A 20867-nucleotide genomic window follows, 5' to 3' on the forward strand; every position below is an offset into this window, starting at 1 on the left:
TTCGGCTTTTCCTGAATAAATGCCAATAGGGTCCCGCCGCGCATGGATAAGACCTACCAGCCGCACGCCATTGAAACTTCCTGGTACAACACCTGGGAGTCAGAGAATTACTTCGCCCCGCAAGGCGCGGGCGAGTCCTACACCATCATGATCCCGCCGCCGAACGTCACCGGCAGCCTGCACATGGGTCACGGCTTCAACAACGCGATCATGGACGCCCTGATCCGTTTCCGCCGCATGCAGGGTCGCAACACCCTGTGGCAGCCGGGCACCGACCACGCCGGTATCGCCACGCAGATGCTGGTGGAGCGTCAACTCGAAGCCCAGGGCCAGAATCGTCACGATTTGGGCCGTGACAAATTCCTTGAGAAAGTCTGGGAATGGAAGGATCAGTCCGGCGGCAACATCAGCCGCCAGATCCGCCGCCTCGGCTCATCCGTCGACTGGAGCCGCGAACGCTTCACCATGGACGATGGCCTGTCGGAAGCGGTCAAAGAAGCCTTCGTACGCCTGCATGAAGACGGCCTGATCTATCGCGGCAAGCGCCTGGTCAACTGGGACACAAAGCTGCACACGGCGATTTCCGACCTTGAAGTGGAAAACCACGACGAGAAGGGTTTCCTGTGGAACCTGAAATACCCGCTGGCCGACGGCGCCAAGACCGCTGAAGGCAACGACTACCTGATCGTCGCGACGACTCGTCCGGAAACCATGCTCGGCGACGCCGCCGTGGCCGTTAACCCGAACGACGAACGCTACAAAGCCTTGATCGGCAAATACGTCGAGCTGCCGCTGGTTGGCCGCCGCATCCCGATCATCGCCGACGATTACTGCGACCCTGAATTCGGCACCGGCTGCGTGAAAATCACCCCGGCCCACGATTTCAACGACTACGAAGTCGGCAAGCGTCACAACCTGCCGCTGCTGAACATCTTCGACAAAAATGCCAGCGTCCTGCCAGCCGCCCAGGTGTTCAACCTCGACGGCACGCTGAACGAAAGCATCGACGGCAAGATCCCGGCCGAATACGCCGGTCTCGACCGTTTCGAAGCCCGCAAGCAGATCGTGGCCGCGTTCGAAGCCGCGGGCCTGCTGGTCAGCGTTGACGATCACGCCCTGAAAGTCCCGAAAGGCGACCGCTCCGGCACCATCATCGAGCCGTGGCTGACCGACCAGTGGTACGTATCCACCAAGCCTTTGGCCGAGCCTGCCATTGCCGCCGTCGAAGACGGCCGCATCCAGTTCGTGCCCAAGCAGTACGAAAACATGTACTTCTCCTGGATGCGTGACATTCAGGATTGGTGCATCAGCCGTCAGCTGTGGTGGGGCCACCGGATTCCGGCCTGGTACGACGAGTCGGGCAAGGTTTACGTTGGCCGCGACGAAGCCGAAGTGCGCGCCAAGCACCACCTCGGTCCGGATGTTGCACTGCAACAGGACAACGACGTTCTCGACACCTGGTTCAGTTCCGGCCTGTGGACGTTCTCGACACTCGGCTGGCCTGAGCAAACCGAATTCCTGAAGAAGTTCCACTCCACCGACGTGCTGGTCACCGGCTTCGACATCATTTTCTTCTGGGTTGCCCGGATGATCATGCTGACGATGCACCTGATCAAGAACGAGGACGGCACGCCACAGGTTCCGTTCAAGACTGTTTATGTGCACGGTCTGGTGCGTGATGGCCAGGGCCAGAAGATGTCCAAGTCCAAGGGCAACGTCCTTGACCCGCTGGACATCATCGACGGTATCGAGCTGGAAGAGCTGGTCAGCAAGCGCACCTCCGGCATGATGCAGCCAAAACTGGCGAAGAAGATCGAGAAGCAAACCCGCGAAGAGTTTGCCGAGGGCATCGCCAGCTATGGCACCGACGCCCTGCGTTTCACCTTCTGCTCGCTGGCGTCCACCGGTCGCGACATCAAGTTCGACATGGGCCGCGTCGAAGGCTACCGCAACTTCTGCAACAAGATCTGGAACGCCGCGCGCTACGTGCTGGACAAGGGCGAAGACTGCGGCCAGAACGGCGAAGCCTACGAACTGTCCCTGGCCGATCGCTGGATCATTTCGCAGCTGCAACGCACCGAAGCCGAAGTGACCCGCCAACTGGATCAGTTCCGCTTCGACCTCGCGGCGCAAGCGCTATACGAGTTCATCTGGAACCAGTACTGCGACTGGTACCTGGAACTGTCCAAGCCTGTGCTGTGGGACGAGAACGCCCCGGTTGAACGTCAGCGCGGCACCCGTCGCACCCTGGTTCGCGTACTGGAAGTGGCCCTGCGCCTGGCCCATCCGTTCATGCCGTTCATCACCGAGGAAATCTGGCAGCGCATTGCGCCGCTGGCCGGCATCGAAGGCAAGACGATCATGCTGCAACCTTGGCCGGTGGCCAATGAAACACGCATCGATCAGGCCGCCGAAGATGACATCGAATGGCTCAAGGGCCTGATGCTCGGCACGCGTAACATCCGTGGCGAAATGAACATCGGCCCGGGCAAACCGCTGCCGCTGTTCCTGAAGAACGTCAGCGCCGAGGATCAGCGTCGTCTCACTGAAAACGAAGCGTTGCTGAAGAAACTGGCACGTCTCGAATCGATCACCGTTCTGGCTGCCGGCGAAGAAGCGCCACTGTCGGCGACCGCGCTGGTCGGCGAGATGGAAGTGCTGGTACCGATGGCCGGCCTGATCGACAAAGGTGCGGAACTGGCGCGTCTGGACAAGGAAATCCAGCGCCTGCAAGGCGAAGTGCAACGGGTTGGCGGCAAGCTGTCCAACGCCGGCTTCGTCGACAAGGCACCGGCTGAAGTCATCGAGAAAGAACGCGCCAAACTGGCAGAAGCCGAACAGGCTCTGGGCAAGCTGGCGGAGCAACACGCGCGGATTGCCAGTCTGTAACGGCAAATCGCAATAAAACAGGGAGGCCCGGGTGGCCTCCCTTTTTTATGCCGCCCCTTTCTCCCAAACACCCAAAAAATCGCTGTGGGCAAGCTTGCTCGCGATGAGTGCATCACATTCACCTTTGATATCGCTGACAGACCGCTATCGCGAGCAAGCTCGCTCCCACAGCGGGCTTGCGGTGACCCGCACAGTTGAGCTCACAACGGCCGGATGTGGGACAATACCCGCCACTTATAGCCACGCCCGAATCGACCACCCCCATGACCACCCCCCGCACCCCCAAACCTGCGCGCCAAAAGCCTGATCCGACCAAGGCAGCCAAAGCCGTCGAGCCACGCGAGAAGGCCAGCCTGCATCCGCGCAATCGCCACCAGGGTCGCTATGACTTCCCGGCGCTGATCAAAACCACGCCGGAATTGAAGCAGTTCGTGATCACCAACCCATACGGCAAGGAAAGCATCGACTTCGCCAGCCCGGATGCGGTGCGCGTGTTCAATCGGGCACTGCTCAAGTCGTTCTACGGCATCGCCCATTGGGACATTCCAGCCGACTATCTGTGCCCGCCAGTGCCGGGACGTGCGGATTACGTGCACTTTCTGGCCGATCTGCTGGCCAGTGGCAATGATGGCGTGATCCCGCGTGGCGCGGCAGTGAAGGTGCTGGATATCGGCATGGGCGCCAACTGCGTGTATCCGCTGATTGGTCACAGCGATTACCGCTGGCAGTTCCTCGGCTCGGAGATCGACGCCACCGCCATCGCCGCCGCCAAAGCCATCATTCAGTCCAACGGCTTGAACAAAGCCATTCAGATCCGTCAGCAGAGCAACCCGAAACAGATCCTGCTGGGCCTGCTCGAAAGCGCCGAGCGTTTTGACCTGACTATGTGCAACCCGCCGTTCCACGCGTCTCTGGAGGAAGCGACCCGAGGCAGCACGCGTAAATGGCGTGCGCTGGGCAAGGCCGATCCGAAGCGCAAACTGCCGGTGCTGAATTTTGGCGGTCAGGCGGCAGAGTTGTGGTGTGAGGGTGGCGAAGCACGATTTGTCACGCAATTGATCAGCGAAAGCGCGCAGGTGGGGCAACAGGTGTTGTGGTTCAGCACATTGGTGTCGAAAGCCTCGAACCTGCCGGCGATCCAGACAACCCTGAAAAAGGCTGGCGTGCTGGAAAGCCAGGTGGTGGAAATGTCCCAGGGGCAGAAGCAGAGCCGCTTCGTCGCCTGGACGTTCCAGACCAAGGCGCAGCAACAGGCCTGGCGTCAGGCACGCTGGGCCAAGGCTTCAACGGAGTAACCGAACATCGCTGCGACTTGCCTTGGCGCAAGTCGTTGTCGAGGACAAAAAAAACCGTGCCCGAACGACTCCGGCGCACGGTCTTTTTAACAAGCCTTACTTGCTTACAGCATCAGCGCTTCGCTGGCCTGACGATCTCTTTGAATGTACAGCCGCGCACTTCTTTGTTATCGCAGTAATACCGTGAATTCCACTCTTCCCACGATCCGCCGGTATCAATACTCGCGACGGTCCCTTCCCTTTTGAACTTCATGTCCACCGCGCCGCCTTTCTGCAGCCTATAACCACAGCGCTGGACCTCACCGATGACGGTCCCCTCCTCGACATCCTTGTGAGGCATGAATATCGCCAATTCGAATTCACCCACCGGCCCCTGGCCGCCTTGAGACACACCGTACCATTCGCCATCGCCGCTGGCCGTGGGCGCTTTGTAAATACCCGGGGCCAATTCCCTGATGTCTGAAGGGCTTGGGCAGTATTCCGTGACATCTGCCCAGGCATGGCCAGACAACAGAATCGAAATGCACATCACCAACTGTTTAAGTTTCATAGAACGTCCCTGTAACTAACAACCAGAATTTAGTTTTTAGCTTTTACGCAAAGCCAAGCGCGAAACCCGATCGATACTACCGATCTACGGCACACACTCAACTATCAGTTCCGTAGGAAAGTTCACTTCATAGACCAAGAAAACTGACTTATTTAACTCACACTGAAAAAACTGAAGCGACGCTTAACCAACAAGTCCATAAATTCATTACCAGAAACATTAAATGTCCGGGGATAAAACGTACTTCAGAGAAATAAACAAAGTGTTACATAGATCTACCTTGCGCAGATCATTCTGGCGGGCACAAAAAAACCGTGCCCGGATTGCTCCGGCGCACGGTTCTTTTAACAAGTCTTACTTGTTGACAGCGTCGGTCAGGCCTTTGGCCACAACCAGCTTGATCACTTTCTTGGCAGCGATTTCGATGGCAGCGCCAGTCGAAGGGTTACGGCCAGTACGGGCAGGACGCTCAGTCACTTTCAGCTTGCCGATACCTGGCAGAGTGATTTCGCCGCCGTTTTCCAGCTGATCGGCAACGATTTGGCCCAGTTGGTCCAGAGCGTTACGCGCGGTGGTTTTTGGCGCGTCGATAGCTTCAGCGATGTCGGCGATCAGTTGGTCTTTAGTAAGAGCCATTTAGTGTTCCTTCCCTATCAAATTCATATGGATTGCAGAGTGCAGTGTCAGCCATCGAGCCCGATCTTCTGGATCTGGCACCCTCGGCCAAATAACCACGGGATCGGGGTTATAGATACCGAAATCAGGGTTTGGTTCGACCTGACAAATGCTGAATGCACGCTTAACGCAGTGACGTCGCGTAAGACGGGGCAAAACTAGCACAGAGACGGGGAAATATCCGCCTCCAGCTACCCATTTGGTCAGCTTTATTGCTCTAAAACGGGAAAAAATCGCATATGTGCCGCCAGCCACCCTGGAATTGACCTTCGCACCGCGCCAAAACCAGTGGTTGCGGTACACTGAGCGCTTTTTCGGGGGAGCACGCCCTCCTCTCTTCAATCAGCCGAGAAACCCATGCCGATCCGTCATTGCATCGTCCACCTGATCGACAAAAAACCCGACGGCACACCTGCAGTTCTCCACGCTCGCGAATCGGAACTGGCCGAGTCCGCAGCCATCGAGAACATGCTCGCCGACCTCAATGAAAGCTATAACGCCAAACAGGGCAAAGCCTGGGGGCTGTTTCATCCGGAGTCCGGGGCCTTTCCTTTCAGCGGCTGGCTGAAGGAATACCTCGATGGCGGCAGGGACTTCACGGCGTTCAGCCGCGTGGCGGTGGAACACCTGCAAAAACTGATGGAGGAATCCAACCTCTCGGTCGGCGGCCACGTATTGTTCGCGCACTACCAGCAAGGCATGACCGACTATCTGGCCATTGCCCTGCTGCACCACAGCGAAGGCGTCGCAGTGACCGATCAACTGGACGTGACCCCGTCCCGTCACCTGGACCTGGGCCAATTGCATCTGGCGGCGCGGATCAACGTTTCCGAGTGGCAGAACAACAAGCAGTCCAAGCAGTACATTTCGTTCATCAAAGGCAAGAACGGCAAAAAGGTTTCGGAGTATTTCCGCGACTTCATCGGCTGCCAGGAAGGCGTCGACGGGCCGGGCGAAACCCGCACGCTGCTCAAGGCGTTCAGTGACTTCGTCGAAAGCGAAGACCTGCCAGAAGACTCCGCCCGCGAAAAAACCAAGACCCTGGTGGATTACGCCAGCAGCCAGGCCAAACTGGGCGAGCCCATGGGCCTGGAAGAGTTGTCGGAGCTGATCGACGAAGAACGCCCTAAAGCTTTCTACGACCACATTCGCAACAAGGATTACGGCCTGTCGCCGGAAATCCCGGCCGATAAACGCACCCTGAACCAGTTCCGCCGCTTCACCGGTCGCGCCGAAGGCCTTTCGATCAGTTTCGAGGCGCACTTGCTGGGCTCGAAGATCGAGTATGACGAAGAGGCCGGTACGCTGATCATCAAGGGCCTGCCCACTTCGCTCACCGACCAGCTCAAGCGACGCAACTGATGCTGGGCAGGGTGTTGAAGAAATGCCTGCTGATCCTGCTGGTGGTCGTGGTCTACCAGAACTGGGGCAAGATCGAGCGCCTGATGGATCCGACCCGGTTGGTGTCCGAGCAGATGCAGCTCAAAGCCAATGTCGTGATCTACAGCACTGACTGGTGCGGCTACTGCAAACAGACCCGGCGCTTTCTCGATCAAAGGAACATTCCGTACAAGGAATTCGATATCGAAAAGGATGCTGTGGCGCGCAAGGACTATGAAGCGCTGGGCGGCGGCGGGATTCCGATCATCGATGTGAACGGAACGCTGATTCGCAAATATGACCCGGATGCCATTCTGGCCGCATTGAAGTAACCCTGCAGGAGCGAGCAAGCGCGCTCCTGCAGGGACTGTCAGGCCGCTTCGATCCGGAAACCGAACCGCGGAAAGTGCACATGCACCAGACCGCCACGCTCGTCTTCGCGACGAAGAATCAATTCCTCTCGGCCGGCAAACAACAACTCACCCGCCACCGGATCGACGCCATAGTCGGTTGCTGCGATCACCACCGGCTGGCCCGCCTTGAAACCATTCGGTTCATCGAACTGCTCGTCCGGCAATGCGGCCGGCGTGGAAGCCCGCGCCACTTGCAACGCCTCTTCGGCGGTCATCTCGTTCGAGGCGCCATGGCCGAACCCCAACACACGGGCATGCCATGCGGCCACCGCCGGATAGTTATCCACAAGCGGAGACGTCACGGGCGTCGCCTTGAGAAACCATAACGAATGCGCCAGGGCGAAGTCGGCAATCGACGGTTCGCCGAACAGGTAATCCCCCTCCTCGCGCTGCAGCTGTTGTTCCAGCCGCGACATGATCGTCGGCCACTGATGCCTGGCCTGCTCCGCCGACAGGCGCGTGGCGCTGCCGCCGCTGAACAGCCCGGCGCGGTCGGCGATAAAGGCCTTGATCGCTTCTGGCGACAAATTGCCGAAGCGCACCGCCATCGATTCCGGCTGGAACACCAGGCTGACCGCATGCTGGAACACCACCGAATCGGCCCAGCTGGCGAAGCTGGCGGTGATCATTTCCTGGCCTTCCGGGAAGAACGCCGGCAGGGCTTTTTCCTGCTCCAGACGACGGGCGATCAACGAAGTGTCGCAATAAATATCCGCGCCGATTTGCAGCACCGGGGTCTTGCGATAGCCACCGGTCAACGCGGTCAGGTCGGGTTTGGGCATCACCGGTGAGATCTTCACCGAGCGCCAGGACAATCCCTTGAAGCCCAGCAGCAAACGCGCCTTTTCGGCAAATGGGGACGTCGGGTAATGATGCAGGATCAACTCGGACATGCTCGGCTCCGCCGCACGAATAGGAATTCGCAGCTTAGCGCGCAATCGGTTAGCGGCCTACAGATCTGCCTGATGGGAACTGATCAGTCAGAGTGATAAGCCGGCGTTCGCGCTGGCCACCAGGCATTCCTTGGCGCTTTTCTTGAGCTTCTTGATCAGGCGCTCCTGCCGCAGCGCTTCGCTTTTATCACGACAGGCTTCGGTGTAGACCAGTGCCATGGCCGGGCTGGAAAGAAAGAAGCGTGCCCCTTTGCCGCTTTGATGCTTGGCAAATCGGCGCACGGGATCGTCGCTGATCCCGCAGTAGAGCGAACCATTGGCCGCGCGCACGAGATAGACGAACCAGGGTTTGCTCACCGCAGTGGCGGCGTCGACAGGGCTTTCGCTGGGGGCGTTCACTTAACGATCAGTGCTTGAAGGGGACAAGCCGCGATCTTATCAGCGGCTGGCCTGGAATGCCTTCAAACCCTTCAAGGCCTGAGCACGAACAGCGTTGCTCACCAACGGCGTCCAACCGAGCAGCAGGCCTTTGAAACCCAGCGCCTGACGCGACCACTTCCACAGATCGAAGCTGTCGTGATGCTCGCAAATCTTGCCGTCACGGAAAACGAATCGCGCCTGGATGTCATTAACCACGATGTTGCCGGTCTGACTGAACAGATAGGTCGCCACCCAATGAGCAGCGCCCGTGCGCTCATCGGCGCGGACGTTATCGAAACTCAGGGAGAAATCCTTGGCCCGGGTCGTCAGCATGCGCCACATATCGCTGGCATCGCGGCCGTGAAGCTCACCAAACGCCGGATCACTGAACACCACGTCATCGGTATAGCAGGCAGCCATGGCCTCGGCATCCAGACGCTGGAAGGCCTGGTAGAACCGGGTGATCAATGCGCTGTGGATATCACTCATGGGCAGGCTCCCTGTTGTTGCGAAATATGATCGAAAGATGGCCTGCACAATAATCTGCAAATGTGCCGAACACTATGGGCATTCGCCACGAGAATACCGGGACAGCTCGTACGCTGAGCGCCTAGGTCGACATTCCGCTGTCGCGGGCGTAGGAAAAAAGTTCGACATCCGTGGAAATACCCAAGCGGTGCATGGCCATGTTTTTTTGTTTACTGATGGTCGACACACTGCGCTGGAAGTGATTGGCGATTTCGCTGACGGTCATGCCACTGGCCAGCATCCGCACCACCTCGTGCTCTTTGGCCGACAACGGCAACTCGCTCATCTGACTGCCCGTGTCAGCCAGCAGTATTCGCAACGACTCGCTGATGTAGCGTCGCCCCCCACCCACCGCGTTGATCCCCAGGGGCAGTTCGGTCTCCGCGGCGGATTTGGCAACGATGGCCCGTACCCCCTGAGCCAGCGCCGCCCTCGCCGTGGCGACGCTGGTAAACATCGTCAGCACAATGACCGGCAATGCCGGATAGTCGCGCCGAATCGTACTCAACATTTTCAAACCATCGGCCTGCCGCCCTCCCGGCATGGAGAAGTCGGTGATCAACAGATCGCACGGTGTGCTCGAAAGAATGCGCATCAGGCTATCGGTACCCTCAGCCTCTGCAACGACTACGCATCGCCTGGTGGCATTGATCAACATCCGCAACCCGATGCGGACGACGCAGTGGTCGTCAGCAATTACGACTCGCATTGTGGGAGGTCTCCTGCTTGTGATTAAAGGGCGCGGAAATTAACGCCGTTTTCTCCCTCCCACAATGCCTCGCCAAAAGCCGAAAACTGGCTTAGTCAACGTTTCAAGGGCCAGTGTTTTTTACCCTACGAACATTCAGATTATTCACACATCGCACAACGCAAAAACCTACAGCAGTGAGCTACCAGCGATCGGTGCATCGTCATCGCCCAATAAAATTTCTCATACACAGAGCAATCGCTTTTCGTATTTGTTGCATTCAAATCGCTGACCACACCCGCCTAAATTGCACCTCAATCGCTGCCCCCCATTTGCCGGTAAAACCAAGAGCTATCACATGAACAAGACATTAAGCGCACTCTGTACTGCATTACTCCTGACGGCAGCTTCGCCCGCCTTTGCCGCCAGCACCGACTTGACCGTCACTGGCGTCATCACCCCAAGCGCGTGCACACCAAACCTGTCCGGAGGCGGCATTGTTGATCATGGCAAAATTTCCGCGAAAGACCTCCGACCGGACAACCCCACTAGTTTGCCCAAGCAAACGCTGCAAATGACCGTGAACTGCGATGCACCGGTTCAGTTCTACTTTTCTCCAATCGATCATCGGGCCGGTACCGCCTGGAACACGAGCAGTAGGTTTGGACTGGGCTTGACCAATGCAGGCGAGAAGCTGGGCTCGTTCTTCGTTGATGCGTTGAATGTGAACGCGGACGGAGTCGACGCACAGGCTATTGTGTCGGAGGACGGCGGAAAAACCTGGGTCAAGGATCACTGGGAGGTCTACAACCTTTGGGCTGTCGGTGCCATGGGTGACACCAGTACGCCGCTCCAGGTGAAAGACCTGACCCTGGATCTTCAGGTAACCACTCAAATTGCCAGGGGCAGTGATCTGACCCTGACTGACGAAGTGCTGATCGACGGCTCAGCCACCTTGGAACTCAAATACCTGTAACGTCGAATCGTCCGGGCAACGGTTGATCCACACCGTTGCCCGTTCCTCCTGAAGAACCCATTGATACGTCCCTGCTCTTTTGACTATGTGCCTGCACGCCAACGACCGTTGCGGCCAATGGCACGGCGCTGCTCGCAACACTTATCTACACACAGGACAGAAGCTTTCGTACTTGTTGCATTCAAGAAACTGATACCAGCCGCTTAAATGGCACCTCAATCGGTGAGCCCCCCCATTTCCGAAATGCCCTGATGCCCCTTGCACCCTTGGCCCTGTTGTCATCTGCAAGCTGCCATCCGAGCGGTGCCATCGGCTTTTTCTCGAACCTATCAACGAGACACGTCATGACGATGTTTTTTACCTTCGCGCGCCCCTTGATTCACAGCGGTATCGGCGCGCTCGTTCTGTTGCTGGCCACCCAGGCGCAAGCCGATGGCATGGTCCCGAACACCTCGGTGGTGATCGTCAACGAGGCCGATGGCGAGGCTTCGGTTTCCGTGACCAATACCGACGCCAGCCTGGCGTTGCTGCACGTCACCATTGAAGACATCGAGCAGGACAAGGAATCCCTGGTGTTCGTGACCCCACCGCTGTCCCGCGTCGAGGCGTCGAAAACCCAATTGGTGCGCTTCATCCTGCAATCGGAAAAGCCCTTGCTCACTCAACGCTTGAAGCGCGTGATCTTTGAAGGCATCCCCCAGGGCAGACCTGCCGCCGACGCCGGGCATGCCCGCGTCGGGGTGACCGTGCGCCAGAACCTGCCATTGATTCTGCACCCCAAGGGCCTGGCGCCCAATCGCACGCCGTGGACCGACCTGCAATGGTCGCTACGGGACGGCCAACTGACCGTGCGCAACGAAACGCCTTATGTGGTGCGCCTGGCGCAAGAGCTGCAATTGTTGCCATCCAGGAGCGGTGCTTTGTTACCGCGAACCTATGTGCTGCCCGGCGAGAGCATCAGTGTGCCGGCAATGGCCACAACCGCGACGCAGGTGCGCTTCCTGCCCGCCACCGTCTACGGTTTTGCGGTGGCGCACTACGACGCACCCGTCGAATCCTGAAACGCATCCCCCCAGCGCCCCGAAGAAACGTGGGCGCTGACGAGAGACAGAGCCTGAACCACAGCGTATCGACCAGCACGCTGGCATAAGACAAGTGACCCCCATGAACACTGTATCGACCTACCGTGATGGCGAAGCCATGCCCGCGATTCGGGTGGCGAACGCTCGCCTTCCGCGATCCCGAGCCTGTGTGGCGCTGGGGTTGGCCAATGCACTGGTGCTGACCGACGTCGGCGCCGACGTCATGGCCGACTCGTCGCTGCTGACCTCGTTCGACACGAGAACGTTGGAGCAACGCGGCATCGACCCGGCACTCGCGACGCTGCTGCTACAAGCGCCTCGCTTCACCGCGGGCCGGCATCCGGTCACGCTCACGGTCAACGGTCAGCGCCGTGGGCGGGTGGATGCCGCGTTCAATCGCCAGGGTGACGTGTGCTTTGACCAGACCCTGCTCGACACAGCAAACCTCAGGGTTCCTGCCCGTACGCAGGACGATCAGGCTTGTCACGATTTTCTCGGTGCCTGGCCGCAAACCGTGATCGACCCGGACCCCGCCAGCCTGGGCCTGTCATTGATCGTGCCCACTGACTCGATCCGCCCGACAACTCGGGACGTTACCGGCTACCAGACCGGTGGCTTCGCCGGTCTGCTCAATTACGACGTCAGCAGCCTGCACAGCCACTCCGGTGATCAATCGAGCCGTTACATGTCGGCCAATACCGAACTGGGCTTCAACGCCGGCGACTGGATCGTGCGCAGTCGCCAGTTACAGACCCGGCAGGATGACGTGTCGCGCACCAGCCATTTGGCGGCCTATGCCCAGCGCACCTTCGCCAGTCAGCAAGCGGTGCTGCAGGCCGGACAGATCAGTCTCTATAACCCGGTGCTCGCCGGTACGCAGATCACCGGTGTGCAAGTCATGACCGAGCAGGCACTGAGGGTCGAAGGCCAGAACGCGGCGATCGAAGGCATTGCGCACAGCCAGGCGCAGATCGAAGTCAGGCAGAACGGTTCGCTGATTCATTCGACGGTGGTGCCCGCCGGTCCGTTTTCATTGAATGACGTGCGTCGGCTCAACCATCGCTCCGACGTGGAAGTCACGGTCAAAGAGGCGGACGGCAGTGAGCGCAGCTTTACCGTGCCGGCCGCCATGCTCGGCATCGGCCTGCCCGCGCCCGGCTTCTCGCTGGCAGCCGGCCAGGTACGCAGTACAAGTGATACGCAGGATGACAATCCATGGGTGATCAGCGGTGGCTGGAGCGGTGCGCTGGATCCTCAATTGCAGTTCAGCGCGGGCATGACAACCGCCGCTGATTATCGGGCGACAGGTTTCAGTCTCGGCCTGTTGCCCTCGACCGCGACACAGATTCAAGCCAGCCTTTTGCGGACAGACGCCGGTGGACGCGCGCCCTCCCGCGGATGGCAGGGCGACCTGAGCGCATCCCATCGATTCGATGACCAATGGTCGATCAATGCCGGCAGCACCTACCGCACGTTCGGTTACCGCGAACTGGAGGATGCTGTCTTCAGCCTCTCGTCAGACAACGGAAAGTCCCGTTACCGCGATCGGCAAAGCGTCGCGCTGGCCTGGTCACACCCGACCCTTGGTGCCTTCGGCGGCGGCATGAGTCGCTCGTCTTCATTCGATGGTCAAAGCAGCCATCGTGCCCTGGCGTCATGGGGCACCAGCATCGGCGGGGTATCCGTTTCGGCAAATGCTGAATGGCAACTCAGCGGGGCGGGACGCGGTGGTGACAGTGTTTACCTGAATCTCAGTATTCCCTTGGGCGAAAATCGCCGGGCGCGAACCTGGGTGCGCAGTGCCGCTGGCGAGTACCGCAGCGGTGTCGGCCTGAACGAACGGCTCAACGACCGATTTGGCTATCGGATCGGCATCGAACACGACACCCGCGACAAGCAGGTGCAGTCCACTGTCGGCGCCTCGCTGCTGCCGCGATACAGCCAACTGGACCTGAGTTACACCCGTTCCGATGCCGAGCGCTCGAGCTATCAGGCCGGCGCCCGTGGCGGTGCCGTATTGCATGGCGGTGGCTTGACGCTGTCGCCTTATCCGGTGCGCGACACCTTCGCCCTGCTGTCGGTCGGTGAGATGGACGCCATCAAGGTCAGCACCCCCAGCGGTCCGGTCTGGACCGACAGTCAAGGTCAGGCGGTGGTCCCGCAGGTCGCTGCCTATGGCCGCAGTGCGGTGGAAATCGATACCCGTTCGCTACCGCGCAACATCGATATCAACAACGGCATGGCCGTGATATCGGCCGGTCGTGGTGCGGTCGACCGCGTCGAGTTCGGGGTCACGATGACCCGCCGCGCCTTGCTCAAGGTCACCACGAGCCATGGCGCACCACTGCCCCGAGGCGCGACGGTGAGTACCGAGGACGGCGAGTTCGTGACGCTGGTCCAGGACGTCGGCCAAGTGTTTTTACCCAATGTGCTCGACTCACGCCCGCTGTGGATAACCGCGCCGGGGCTTGAGCGCTGCCGACTCGATTTCGAGCTGCCGGCCAAAGCCGACGCCGAGGCGTACTACGAAACCGCCGCGGCCCAGTGCCGAGCCCTCTGAGGATCATTTGATGAGCCTGTCCCGTTACTTGCTGCCAGTCCTCGCCCCCCTGACGCTGGGTGCCTTCTCATCCCACGCCTGGGCGCTGCCGGATGACTGTCAGCTCAGCCTCAGCCAGCCCGTGCTCGACTACGGCTTGATGAACCGTGCGATACGCGTCGATACAACACCGGTACTCACCTTGGGTGAACGACGTCTGAGCCTGAACCTGAGTTGTGCGCAACCCACCGACATGAGCCTGTTCTACCGCGCCATGGCGACGTCCGCCGAGCGCTATCACTTCGCGGAGCACGGCAGCTATGAAATGCGTGTACGCGATGGCGTACTCGATGGGCAATCGGTCGATTTGGGACTGATTTCCACTGTCGGCCAGTCACCGGTGGAAACTGCATCGACCCTGACCTGGCGCCCGGAACACGGCATCGCGCCAGTACGCGCCGGTACAGCGGTCCAGGGTCGGAGTTTCTCCGCGCAGATCGAGGTGACCGCCCGGGCTCAGGAACAAGCGATGCGGGTGCGTGACGCCGTCAACTGGGAAACCACGGGTGTATTCGACGCAGTCGCGGCAGGCCGATCCCGGGAAGCCATCCTGCGCGCCCGCTTCGCGCCGGGGGCTTGCGAACCGGTGCTGTCCAATGCCGGCCTGGTCGACTTTGGCAGGTTGTCCATGAGCGATCTGAATACCGACCTGGACACTCGCCTGCCCCCCAAGACCCTGACGCTGCGGGTCGGCTGTGATGCTCCGACCCACTTTGCCCTGGTGATGCACGACAACCGCGCAGGCTCGGCGACGGTCAACAGCGAAATCTACTACGGTCTGGCCTTCGATAACCGTGGCAACAAGATCGGCCTGTATTCGTTGAACGTCGATCCGGCCGACGCCAGCGCCGACAGCTTCGCTCGCCTGTACCGAACCGACTCGACCACCACAGGCACAGCCTGGAGCACGGCCAGTTCACGCCCGATACCCATCGGCCAGAAAAGCTACCTGGGCTTTACCGACATCGCTGGCAGCACCGCAGGCCCGGTTGCAATTCAGAACCTGACAACCGGCGTCACCGTCGAGGCCGTCATTGCGCCCGCCTCAAGCCTGGACCTGAGCACCGCCGTCCAGCTCGACGGCTCGGGAACGATCGAAATTATTTACCTGTAACACCCAACCCACCTTGTTGACCCCGGGGCGCAATGGAGCGCCTTGGGCGAATCGAGGAATCAACCAGCGAAAAGGAAAAAAATGAAACAGTATTTCATCGCCCTGTCGACTGCCGCTCTGGTCAGCGTTGCACCTTATGCCCTCGCGTCGTCAACCGACCTGACGGTCACCGGTGTCATCACCCCGGCTGCCTGCACACCGACCCTGTCCAACGGCGGTGTCGTGGATAACGGCAAGATCTCGGCGAAGGATCTCGATCAAGTGCGCGAGACGTTGGTCGGCACCCATCCACTGCAATTGTCGGTGTCATGTGATGGACCGACTCAGTTTGCATTGAAACCCGTGGATCACCAGGCCGGTACGGCCGCTTTGACAAGCTGGTTCGGCCTGGGCTTGACCAGCGCGGGCGAGAAGCTGGGCTGGGTTCGAGTCAATGTCAAAAACGCCGTGGCAGACGGCGTGGCGGCACAGGCCATCGATTCCGACGACGTGGGTAACACCTGGAAGGCAACCTGGGTAACAAGCCCCGGATACCTCCTGTCAGTCGGTTCCACCACTGACGTAAGCATCCCGCTGTTTGTGAAAGACCTGACCATGGATTTCGAGGTCAACACCAACATCGCCCGCGCCGACAGCCTGACCCTGACCGACGAAGTGGTCATGGACGGTGCCGTGACCTTTGAAATGACTTACCTCTAACACCCCCGACGCTGAACCACTCGCGGCGTCTGGGCGAGTGGTTCAGCTCACACCGCCATCCTCGCGCCTTTGGCAAAGGGAATGGCAAACAACCACTGAAAAGAAGCATCAGCCAATATGAAGAAGTATCTCGCGGCACTTTCCGCCAGCGCACTGATCAGCGTAGCGCCCGCCGCCCTCGCGGCTTCGAGTACCGACCTGACGGTCACTGGCCTCATCACGCCACAGGCGTGCACACCGAGCCTGTCCAATGGCGGCGTCATCGATAACGGCAAGATTTCCGCGAAAGATCTCAACCCGGACAGCAACACCCTGGTGGGAAGCCATCCGTTGCAATTAAGCGTGACCTGCAGCGCTCCCATCGCGGTAGCCCTGTATGGCATCGATAACAATGCCAGCTCATCTTTGGCCGACAACTACTTCGGCCTGGGATTTACCGACACGGGTGAAAAGATTGGAATCTTCGGGGCCAGAATCATAAGCGCCACGGCAGACGGCTCAACCATAAAGCCTATACGCTCAACTGATATCTCCGCGCCCCGTCCATGGTGGGAACCCGCGCACCTTATGGGCAAAGGGGAGTACACATCGGTAGGTACCGGTGTACCGGGCGGCAGACACATCCCGAGCCCCGTACAAAACCTCACGATGGATCTGGACGTCGATACTTACATCGCTCCAGCCAACAGCCTGACCTTGACCGACGAAATCAAAATAGACGGTTCCGCGACATTTGAATTGACCTACCTCTAAGCCCCTGACACTGAATCACTCCCGGCGTCAAAGGGCGTGATTCAGTGCCCGATTCAGACTTTTTCGCTTTCCACCTGCACATACAGCGCACGACCGGCCCCCAGGCCGGCAAAGATCGCACCCAGGCCGATGACCCCGAAGATCCAGCCCACGGCAGACCAGCCGCCGGTCCAGTCATGCACGATGCCCACCGCGAACGGTCCCATGGAGGCCAGGGTGTAGCCGAATCCCTGGGCCATGCTCGACAGGTTCGCCGCCACATGGGAGTCCCGCGAGCGCAGCACGATCAAGGTCAATGCCAGGCTGAACGTGGCGCCCTGCCCCAGCCCCAACACGATCGCCCAGCCCCACAAGCCTTCGATCGGCGCGTACAGGCAACCGAACAAACCGCCGAGGGTCAAGGCCATGACGATCACGATCGCCATGCGCTGATCCTTGCCGCGCGTGGCCAGCCACGGTGCGGCCAGCGAGCTGACCAGCTGCACGATCACCGAACCCGACAGCACCAGACCGGCCTGGGTCGGTGTCAGGCCGCGCCCGATCAGGATCGACGGCAACCAGCCGAACACGATGTAGGCCAGGGACGATTGCAGGCCCATGTACAAGGTCACTTGCCAGGCCAACGGGTCACGCAGCAGTCCGCGAACGCGATAGGCGACGTTGTGCGCACCGTGTTTCTGGCCGACTTGCGGTAACCAGAACACGGCGGCAACCAGTGCCGGGATCACCCAGAAACCGAGGCCCAGTGCCCAGCTCTTGTCGAAATGCTCGCTCAGCGGCACCGTGGAACCTGCGGCCATGGCTGCGCCCAGACACAGGGCCATGGTGTAGACGCCGGTCATGGTCCCGGCCTGTTTGGCGAAGTCACGCTTGACGATACCCGGCAGCAGCACGCCAATCACACCGATGCTGGCACCGGCCAGCACGCTGCCGGCAAAGAGGCCGATCTCGCCAAAGGAGCTGCGCAGAATGATCCCCCCGGCCAGGGTCAGGAGGATGCCCAGCACCACCCGCTCGGCGCCAAAACGTCGCGCCAGCAGCGGAGCCAGCGGCGCGAACAGACCCAGGCACAGGACCGGCAAGGTGGTCAGCAAACCGGCCTGGGCCGCCGACAACCCGAGACTTTTCGACACGTCGCTGAGCATCGGCGCCATGCTCGACAGTGCCGGACGCAGGTTCAACGCGACCAGAATCAGGCCCAGCAGCAACAGCCATGGCCGGCGCAATACCGGGTGAGTCTGCTGGACTTGCTCATCATCGGCTTCGGCATCGATCAGCAGCTCTTCCAGCTCCGCCATGCGTTTGGGTTGAGCGGTGTTGCCTGGATCGCTGGTCATGGTGTTCTCGGTTTCAAGGTTCATTGATCAACTGCCTCGACAGGGCTTTGGCTCGCTCCGGATCGCGTTGCTCGACCGCATCGAGCAACGCGATGTGCAGGTCGAACACTTCCTGTCGGCGCGGTGTGATGTTCAGGCAATGCCGTAGCTGAGCGCCGACCACGCTGGAGAAATAGCGATACAACTCGCTGAGGGTCGGGTTGTGCGCGGCGTCGACCAGACGGCGGTGGAACACCAGATCGCAGGCGATGTAGGTATCGAGATCGCCGTGATAGTGACGGCCGCTCACCCCCAGCGCCTCGCGTAACGCCAACAGGTCTTCATCGGTACGACGCAAGGCCGCCAGGCCGATGGCCTCGACTTCGAGGATGTGCCGGGTTTCCCGGGCCTGCTCAAGGGAGCAACGGGACAACGCCTTGAGCGTGTCCAGTGGATCGGCCACCGCCCGCAAATAACTGCCGTCGCCCTGGCGGATCTCGATCAGCCCGGAAAACGCCAGCACACGCATGGCTTCACGTACGGTGTTGCGGCTGATGCCCAGCTCGGCGGACAACTCGGGCTCGGTAGGCAAGCGCTGGCCCACCACCCAAGCACCCTCGTTGATGCGCAGGCGCAACTGATCGAGGGCCTGATCGACCAGGGATCGTTTAACTAATGGAGAAATTTCAGACATTGGATTCGCCCTTTCATCCAATCATAGGATGAATTTACCGACATGTTAGTCAGCCTCGCCCAATCGGGCAAGCCACTACTATCGCGTCCCACCCTGAGGCCTGAAGCCACTTTAAGGCAGTCGATTCCTAGTGACTGATAGTGATTTCCCACCGATGCCACACGAAAGAGCTGACATCCAAAAATGAGACAGACCATCAGACTTTCGGACTTTGAACGCGGGCACTTTCGCTCGAATGTCTAAAGGGAATGGGAGCAGCCGATGGAAGAAGTCATTTTTGGCAAAAAGAACAGCCGCCGTTATTTACTGGAAAAGAATCGGCAACTGCTCGTTGTACGCAGTCAGGCCGGGAGGAAGCTTGATGAGACGTTACGCTGCGAAAAAGCTCGACAGGCATTGGCCAACAGTGAGTTGGTACTTCACATAGAGGACGCCGACGTTCAGCTATTCAAACTGCCGGACAATTCAGATATCCCCCAATGCAAGGCGTTACTACGCGAGTTACCAGACGTGCGCTTCGCCGGCAGCGCCCTGGTCGATCCTCATACCCAAGAACCTGTTTTCTACACCGAAAACATCTTCCTGAAATTCGTCGATCGGCTCGCTCCGACAGAGTGCCTGGTTATCCTCGATGAGTTGGGTCTGACCATCAAACAGCAGGTTCCCTACGCCACCAATGCCTTCTTCGTCCATCACGCGCATTGTCGCGGCACTGAAGTCTGCTCATTCACACTTCAATTGCTCGAACGTCAGGAAGTCGACTACTGCCACCCGGAAATACTGCGTCCGGGGCAACGCCGAGCGATTCATGACAACCAATGGCACCTGAAGAAAACCACCGTCACCTATCAAGCGCAGGTCGATGCCAGCGCCAATGTCGAGGCAGCCCATGTCTTGGCCCAGGGTGAAGGCATCGTGATAGCGATCATCGACGATGCCTTTGATATCGACCACCCTGAGTTCGCCGGTACCGGAAAAATCATCGGAGCAAAAAACTTTGACCGCCTTAACGCCCGTCAAGGCCCTCGGCCGAAAAACCCTCTTGAGCGCCACGGTACTGCAGCCGCCGGTGTTGCATGCGCCAATGGTGAAGCCGGCGCCAGCGGCGTGGCCCCTCGAGCCAGTCTCATGCCGTTGAAACTGACCAAGCCACTAGGCGCCAGGGCCGAAGCAGACGCGTTTTTCTGGGCCGCGGACCAAGGGGCCGATATCATTTCCTGCAGTTGGGGGCCGCCGGAAGGACATTGGGCTGACCCTACCGACGCGAGGCACTCTCAGGCGTTTCCGCTGGCCGCGAGCACCCGCCTGGCCATAGAGTACGCCGCGACCAAAGGCCGCCAAGGTAAAGGCTGCGTCATCTTTTTTGGCGCCGGCAACGGCAACGAGAGTGTGGACAACGATGGCTATGCCAGCCATCCCATGGTTATTGCTGTAGGTGCCTGCAATGATCAAAATCGTCGCAGTGCCTACAGTGACTACGGTCAAGCACTGTGGTGCTGTTTTCCCAGCGGGGACCAGCCACACCCGGATCCAAAGTTCAAACCCGCCACCTCAATCCCCCAGACCCGAGGCATTCGAACCACGGATCTGAGCGGCAGGTTTGCCGACCCGATCAATGCTGCCTATACCGAATTGTTCAGCGGCACTTCCAGTGCCTGTCCTGGAGCCGCGGGCGTCGCAGCTCTGGTACTAGGGGTCAACCCGGCACTGGACCGCGAGCAGGTTAGACACCTCCTCGCCGATTGCTGCGACAAAATCAGCCACGCCGACGACGGCCCCCTAGGTCAATACGATCAAAACGGCCACAGTCATTACTACGGTCATGGTCGCCTCAATGCCCTCCGAGCAGTGCAATTGGCACTGGAACGCGGCAAAACCGCAGACTGACCCGCACCCATAAAAA

At 59.6% G+C, this 20867-nt stretch carries 19 protein-coding genes; 11 read left to right on the top strand and 8 right to left on the bottom strand.

Features of this window, described 5'->3' with window-relative positions; all coding sequences use genetic code 11:
* Positions 1–42: 42 nt before the first annotated feature.
* Positions 43–2889, top strand: a complete 2847-nt coding sequence (locus GQ39_RS19660; protein ID WP_047532772.1) for a valine--tRNA ligase — start codon at positions 43–45, stop codon at positions 2887–2889.
* A 263-nt stretch (positions 2890–3152) separates the two neighbouring features.
* Positions 3153–4184 carry a 23S rRNA (adenine(1618)-N(6))-methyltransferase RlmF gene (rlmF, locus tag GQ39_RS19665; RefSeq protein ID WP_047532774.1) on the top strand — a complete coding sequence of 344 codons (1032 nt, stop codon included), beginning with the start codon at positions 3153–3155 and terminating at the stop codon, positions 4182–4184.
* Between the two features lie 112 nt (positions 4185–4296).
* Here the strand turns inward: rlmF and GQ39_RS19670 are convergent, their stop codons facing one another.
* Together GQ39_RS19670 and GQ39_RS19675 are read right to left on the bottom strand one after the other, a co-directional pair.
* Positions 4297–4734, bottom strand: a complete 438-nt coding sequence (locus tag GQ39_RS19670; protein WP_047532776.1) for a DUF3757 domain-containing protein — start codon at positions 4732–4734, stop codon at positions 4297–4299.
* Positions 4735–5088: 354 nt separating this feature from the next.
* Positions 5089–5370: an HU family DNA-binding protein gene (locus GQ39_RS19675; RefSeq protein ID WP_007905514.1), complete on the bottom strand. Its 282-nt coding sequence runs from the start codon at positions 5368–5370 to the stop codon at positions 5089–5091.
* Positions 5371–5766: 396 nt separating this feature from the next.
* On the opposite strand from GQ39_RS19675, the gene yejK reads away from it, so the two are divergent.
* Together yejK and GQ39_RS19685 are read left to right on the top strand one after the other, a co-directional pair.
* Positions 5767–6771, top strand: a complete 1005-nt coding sequence (yejK, locus tag GQ39_RS19680; RefSeq protein WP_047532779.1) for a nucleoid-associated protein YejK — start codon at positions 5767–5769, stop codon at positions 6769–6771.
* Positions 6771–7121: a glutaredoxin family protein gene (locus GQ39_RS19685; RefSeq protein WP_047532781.1), complete on the top strand. Its 351-nt coding sequence runs from the start codon at positions 6771–6773 to the stop codon at positions 7119–7121. Before yejK ends, GQ39_RS19685 begins: the two co-directional genes overlap by 1 nt.
* Positions 7122–7159: 38 nt before the next feature.
* Here the strand turns inward: GQ39_RS19685 and GQ39_RS19690 are convergent, their stop codons facing one another.
* The 4 genes from GQ39_RS19690 to GQ39_RS19705 all read right to left on the bottom strand — a co-directional run bounded on the left by GQ39_RS19690 (position 7160) and on the right by GQ39_RS19705 (position 9752).
* Positions 7160–8095, bottom strand: coding sequence for a glutathione S-transferase family protein (locus tag GQ39_RS19690; protein WP_047532783.1), 936 nt, complete (start codon positions 8093–8095; stop codon positions 7160–7162).
* A gap of 87 nt (positions 8096–8182) precedes the next feature.
* On the bottom strand, positions 8183–8494 hold the full coding sequence (locus GQ39_RS19695; RefSeq protein WP_047532785.1) for a GIY-YIG nuclease family protein: 312 nt from the start codon (positions 8492–8494) through the stop codon (positions 8183–8185).
* A gap of 39 nt (positions 8495–8533) precedes the next feature.
* Complete coding sequence (locus tag GQ39_RS19700; RefSeq protein ID WP_047532787.1) at positions 8534–9004, bottom strand: nuclear transport factor 2 family protein; 471 nt, start codon at positions 9002–9004, stop codon at positions 8534–8536.
* Positions 9005–9125: 121 nt separating this feature from the next.
* A complete protein-coding gene (locus GQ39_RS19705) occupies positions 9126–9752 on the bottom strand; it encodes a response regulator (protein ID WP_047532789.1) in 627 nt (208 codons plus the stop codon).
* Positions 9753–10089: 337 nt separating this feature from the next.
* On the opposite strand from GQ39_RS19705, the gene GQ39_RS19710 reads away from it, so the two are divergent.
* From GQ39_RS19710 to GQ39_RS19735, 6 genes are all read left to right on the top strand, one after another.
* Positions 10090–10707: a DUF1120 domain-containing protein gene (locus tag GQ39_RS19710; RefSeq protein ID WP_047532791.1), complete on the top strand. Its 618-nt coding sequence runs from the start codon at positions 10090–10092 to the stop codon at positions 10705–10707.
* 344 nt (positions 10708–11051) lie between these two features.
* Entirely contained in the window at positions 11052–11768 is a 717-nt protein-coding gene (locus GQ39_RS19715; protein WP_047532793.1) for a fimbria/pilus chaperone family protein, read from the top strand.
* Between the two features lie 103 nt (positions 11769–11871).
* Positions 11872–14349 carry a fimbria/pilus outer membrane usher protein gene (locus GQ39_RS19720; protein ID WP_047532795.1) on the top strand — a complete coding sequence of 826 codons (2478 nt, stop codon included), beginning with the start codon at positions 11872–11874 and terminating at the stop codon, positions 14347–14349.
* A gap of 10 nt (positions 14350–14359) precedes the next feature.
* The gene (locus tag GQ39_RS19725) at positions 14360–15502 is read left to right on the top strand and encodes a DUF1120 domain-containing protein (RefSeq protein WP_047532798.1); all 1143 of its coding nucleotides are present in this window, start codon (positions 14360–14362) and stop codon (positions 15500–15502) included.
* Positions 15503–15583: 81 nt separating this feature from the next.
* Entirely contained in the window at positions 15584–16201 is a 618-nt protein-coding gene (locus tag GQ39_RS19730; protein WP_047532801.1) for a DUF1120 domain-containing protein, read from the top strand.
* A 117-nt stretch (positions 16202–16318) separates the two neighbouring features.
* Complete coding sequence (locus tag GQ39_RS19735) at positions 16319–16954, top strand: DUF1120 domain-containing protein (protein ID WP_047532805.1); 636 nt, start codon at positions 16319–16321, stop codon at positions 16952–16954.
* Between the two features lie 53 nt (positions 16955–17007).
* Here the strand turns inward: GQ39_RS19735 and GQ39_RS19740 are convergent, their stop codons facing one another.
* Together GQ39_RS19740 and GQ39_RS19745 are read right to left on the bottom strand one after the other, a co-directional pair.
* On the bottom strand, positions 17008–18315 hold the full coding sequence (locus tag GQ39_RS19740) for a CynX/NimT family MFS transporter (RefSeq protein ID WP_047532808.1): 1308 nt from the start codon (positions 18313–18315) through the stop codon (positions 17008–17010).
* Complete coding sequence (locus GQ39_RS19745) at positions 18305–18964, bottom strand: FadR/GntR family transcriptional regulator (RefSeq protein ID WP_047532811.1); 660 nt, start codon at positions 18962–18964, stop codon at positions 18305–18307. Before GQ39_RS19745 ends, GQ39_RS19740 begins: the two co-directional genes overlap by 11 nt.
* 261 nt (positions 18965–19225) lie before the next feature.
* Between GQ39_RS19745 and GQ39_RS19750 the strand changes: the two genes are divergently transcribed.
* Positions 19226–20851, top strand: coding sequence for a S8 family peptidase (locus tag GQ39_RS19750; RefSeq protein ID WP_047532815.1), 1626 nt, complete (start codon positions 19226–19228; stop codon positions 20849–20851).
* The last annotated feature ends 16 nt before the right edge of the window (positions 20852–20867 follow it).

Source organism: Pseudomonas sp. 11/12A, assembly GCF_000800055.1.
GTDB classification, from domain to species: domain Bacteria; phylum Pseudomonadota; class Gammaproteobacteria; order Pseudomonadales; family Pseudomonadaceae; genus Aquipseudomonas; species Aquipseudomonas mohnii.

Excerpts from the sequence above, each read along its gene's own strand:
- GQ39_RS19720 (WP_047532795.1), top strand. The coding sequence starts at position 11,872 with ATGAACACTGTATCGACCTACCGTGATGGCGAAGCCATGCCCGCGATT.
- GQ39_RS19745 (WP_047532811.1), bottom strand. The coding sequence starts at position 18,964 with ATGTCTGAAATTTCTCCATTAGTTAAACGATCCCTGGTCGATCAGGCC.
- GQ39_RS19660 (WP_047532772.1), top strand. The coding sequence starts at position 43 with ATGGATAAGACCTACCAGCCGCACGCCATTGAAACTTCCTGGTACAAC.
- GQ39_RS19685 (WP_047532781.1), top strand. The coding sequence starts at position 6,771 with ATGCTGGGCAGGGTGTTGAAGAAATGCCTGCTGATCCTGCTGGTGGTC.
- yejK (WP_047532779.1), top strand. The coding sequence starts at position 5,767 with ATGCCGATCCGTCATTGCATCGTCCACCTGATCGACAAAAAACCCGAC.
- GQ39_RS19725 (WP_047532798.1), top strand. The coding sequence starts at position 14,360 with ATGAGCCTGTCCCGTTACTTGCTGCCAGTCCTCGCCCCCCTGACGCTG.
- GQ39_RS19700 (WP_047532787.1), bottom strand. The coding sequence starts at position 9,004 with ATGAGTGATATCCACAGCGCATTGATCACCCGGTTCTACCAGGCCTTC.
- rlmF (WP_047532774.1), top strand. The coding sequence starts at position 3,153 with ATGACCACCCCCCGCACCCCCAAACCTGCGCGCCAAAAGCCTGATCCG.
- GQ39_RS19710 (WP_047532791.1), top strand. The coding sequence starts at position 10,090 with ATGAACAAGACATTAAGCGCACTCTGTACTGCATTACTCCTGACGGCA.
- GQ39_RS19740 (WP_047532808.1), bottom strand. The coding sequence starts at position 18,315 with ATGAACCTTGAAACCGAGAACACCATGACCAGCGATCCAGGCAACACC.
- GQ39_RS19735 (WP_047532805.1), top strand. The coding sequence starts at position 16,319 with ATGAAGAAGTATCTCGCGGCACTTTCCGCCAGCGCACTGATCAGCGTA.
- GQ39_RS19690 (WP_047532783.1), bottom strand. The coding sequence starts at position 8,095 with ATGTCCGAGTTGATCCTGCATCATTACCCGACGTCCCCATTTGCCGAA.
- GQ39_RS19750 (WP_047532815.1), top strand. The coding sequence starts at position 19,226 with ATGGAAGAAGTCATTTTTGGCAAAAAGAACAGCCGCCGTTATTTACTG.
- GQ39_RS19705 (WP_047532789.1), bottom strand. The coding sequence starts at position 9,752 with ATGCGAGTCGTAATTGCTGACGACCACTGCGTCGTCCGCATCGGGTTG.
- GQ39_RS19715 (WP_047532793.1), top strand. The coding sequence starts at position 11,052 with ATGACGATGTTTTTTACCTTCGCGCGCCCCTTGATTCACAGCGGTATC.
- GQ39_RS19675 (WP_007905514.1), bottom strand. The coding sequence starts at position 5,370 with ATGGCTCTTACTAAAGACCAACTGATCGCCGACATCGCTGAAGCTATC.
- GQ39_RS19670 (WP_047532776.1), bottom strand. The coding sequence starts at position 4,734 with ATGAAACTTAAACAGTTGGTGATGTGCATTTCGATTCTGTTGTCTGGC.
- GQ39_RS19730 (WP_047532801.1), top strand. The coding sequence starts at position 15,584 with ATGAAACAGTATTTCATCGCCCTGTCGACTGCCGCTCTGGTCAGCGTT.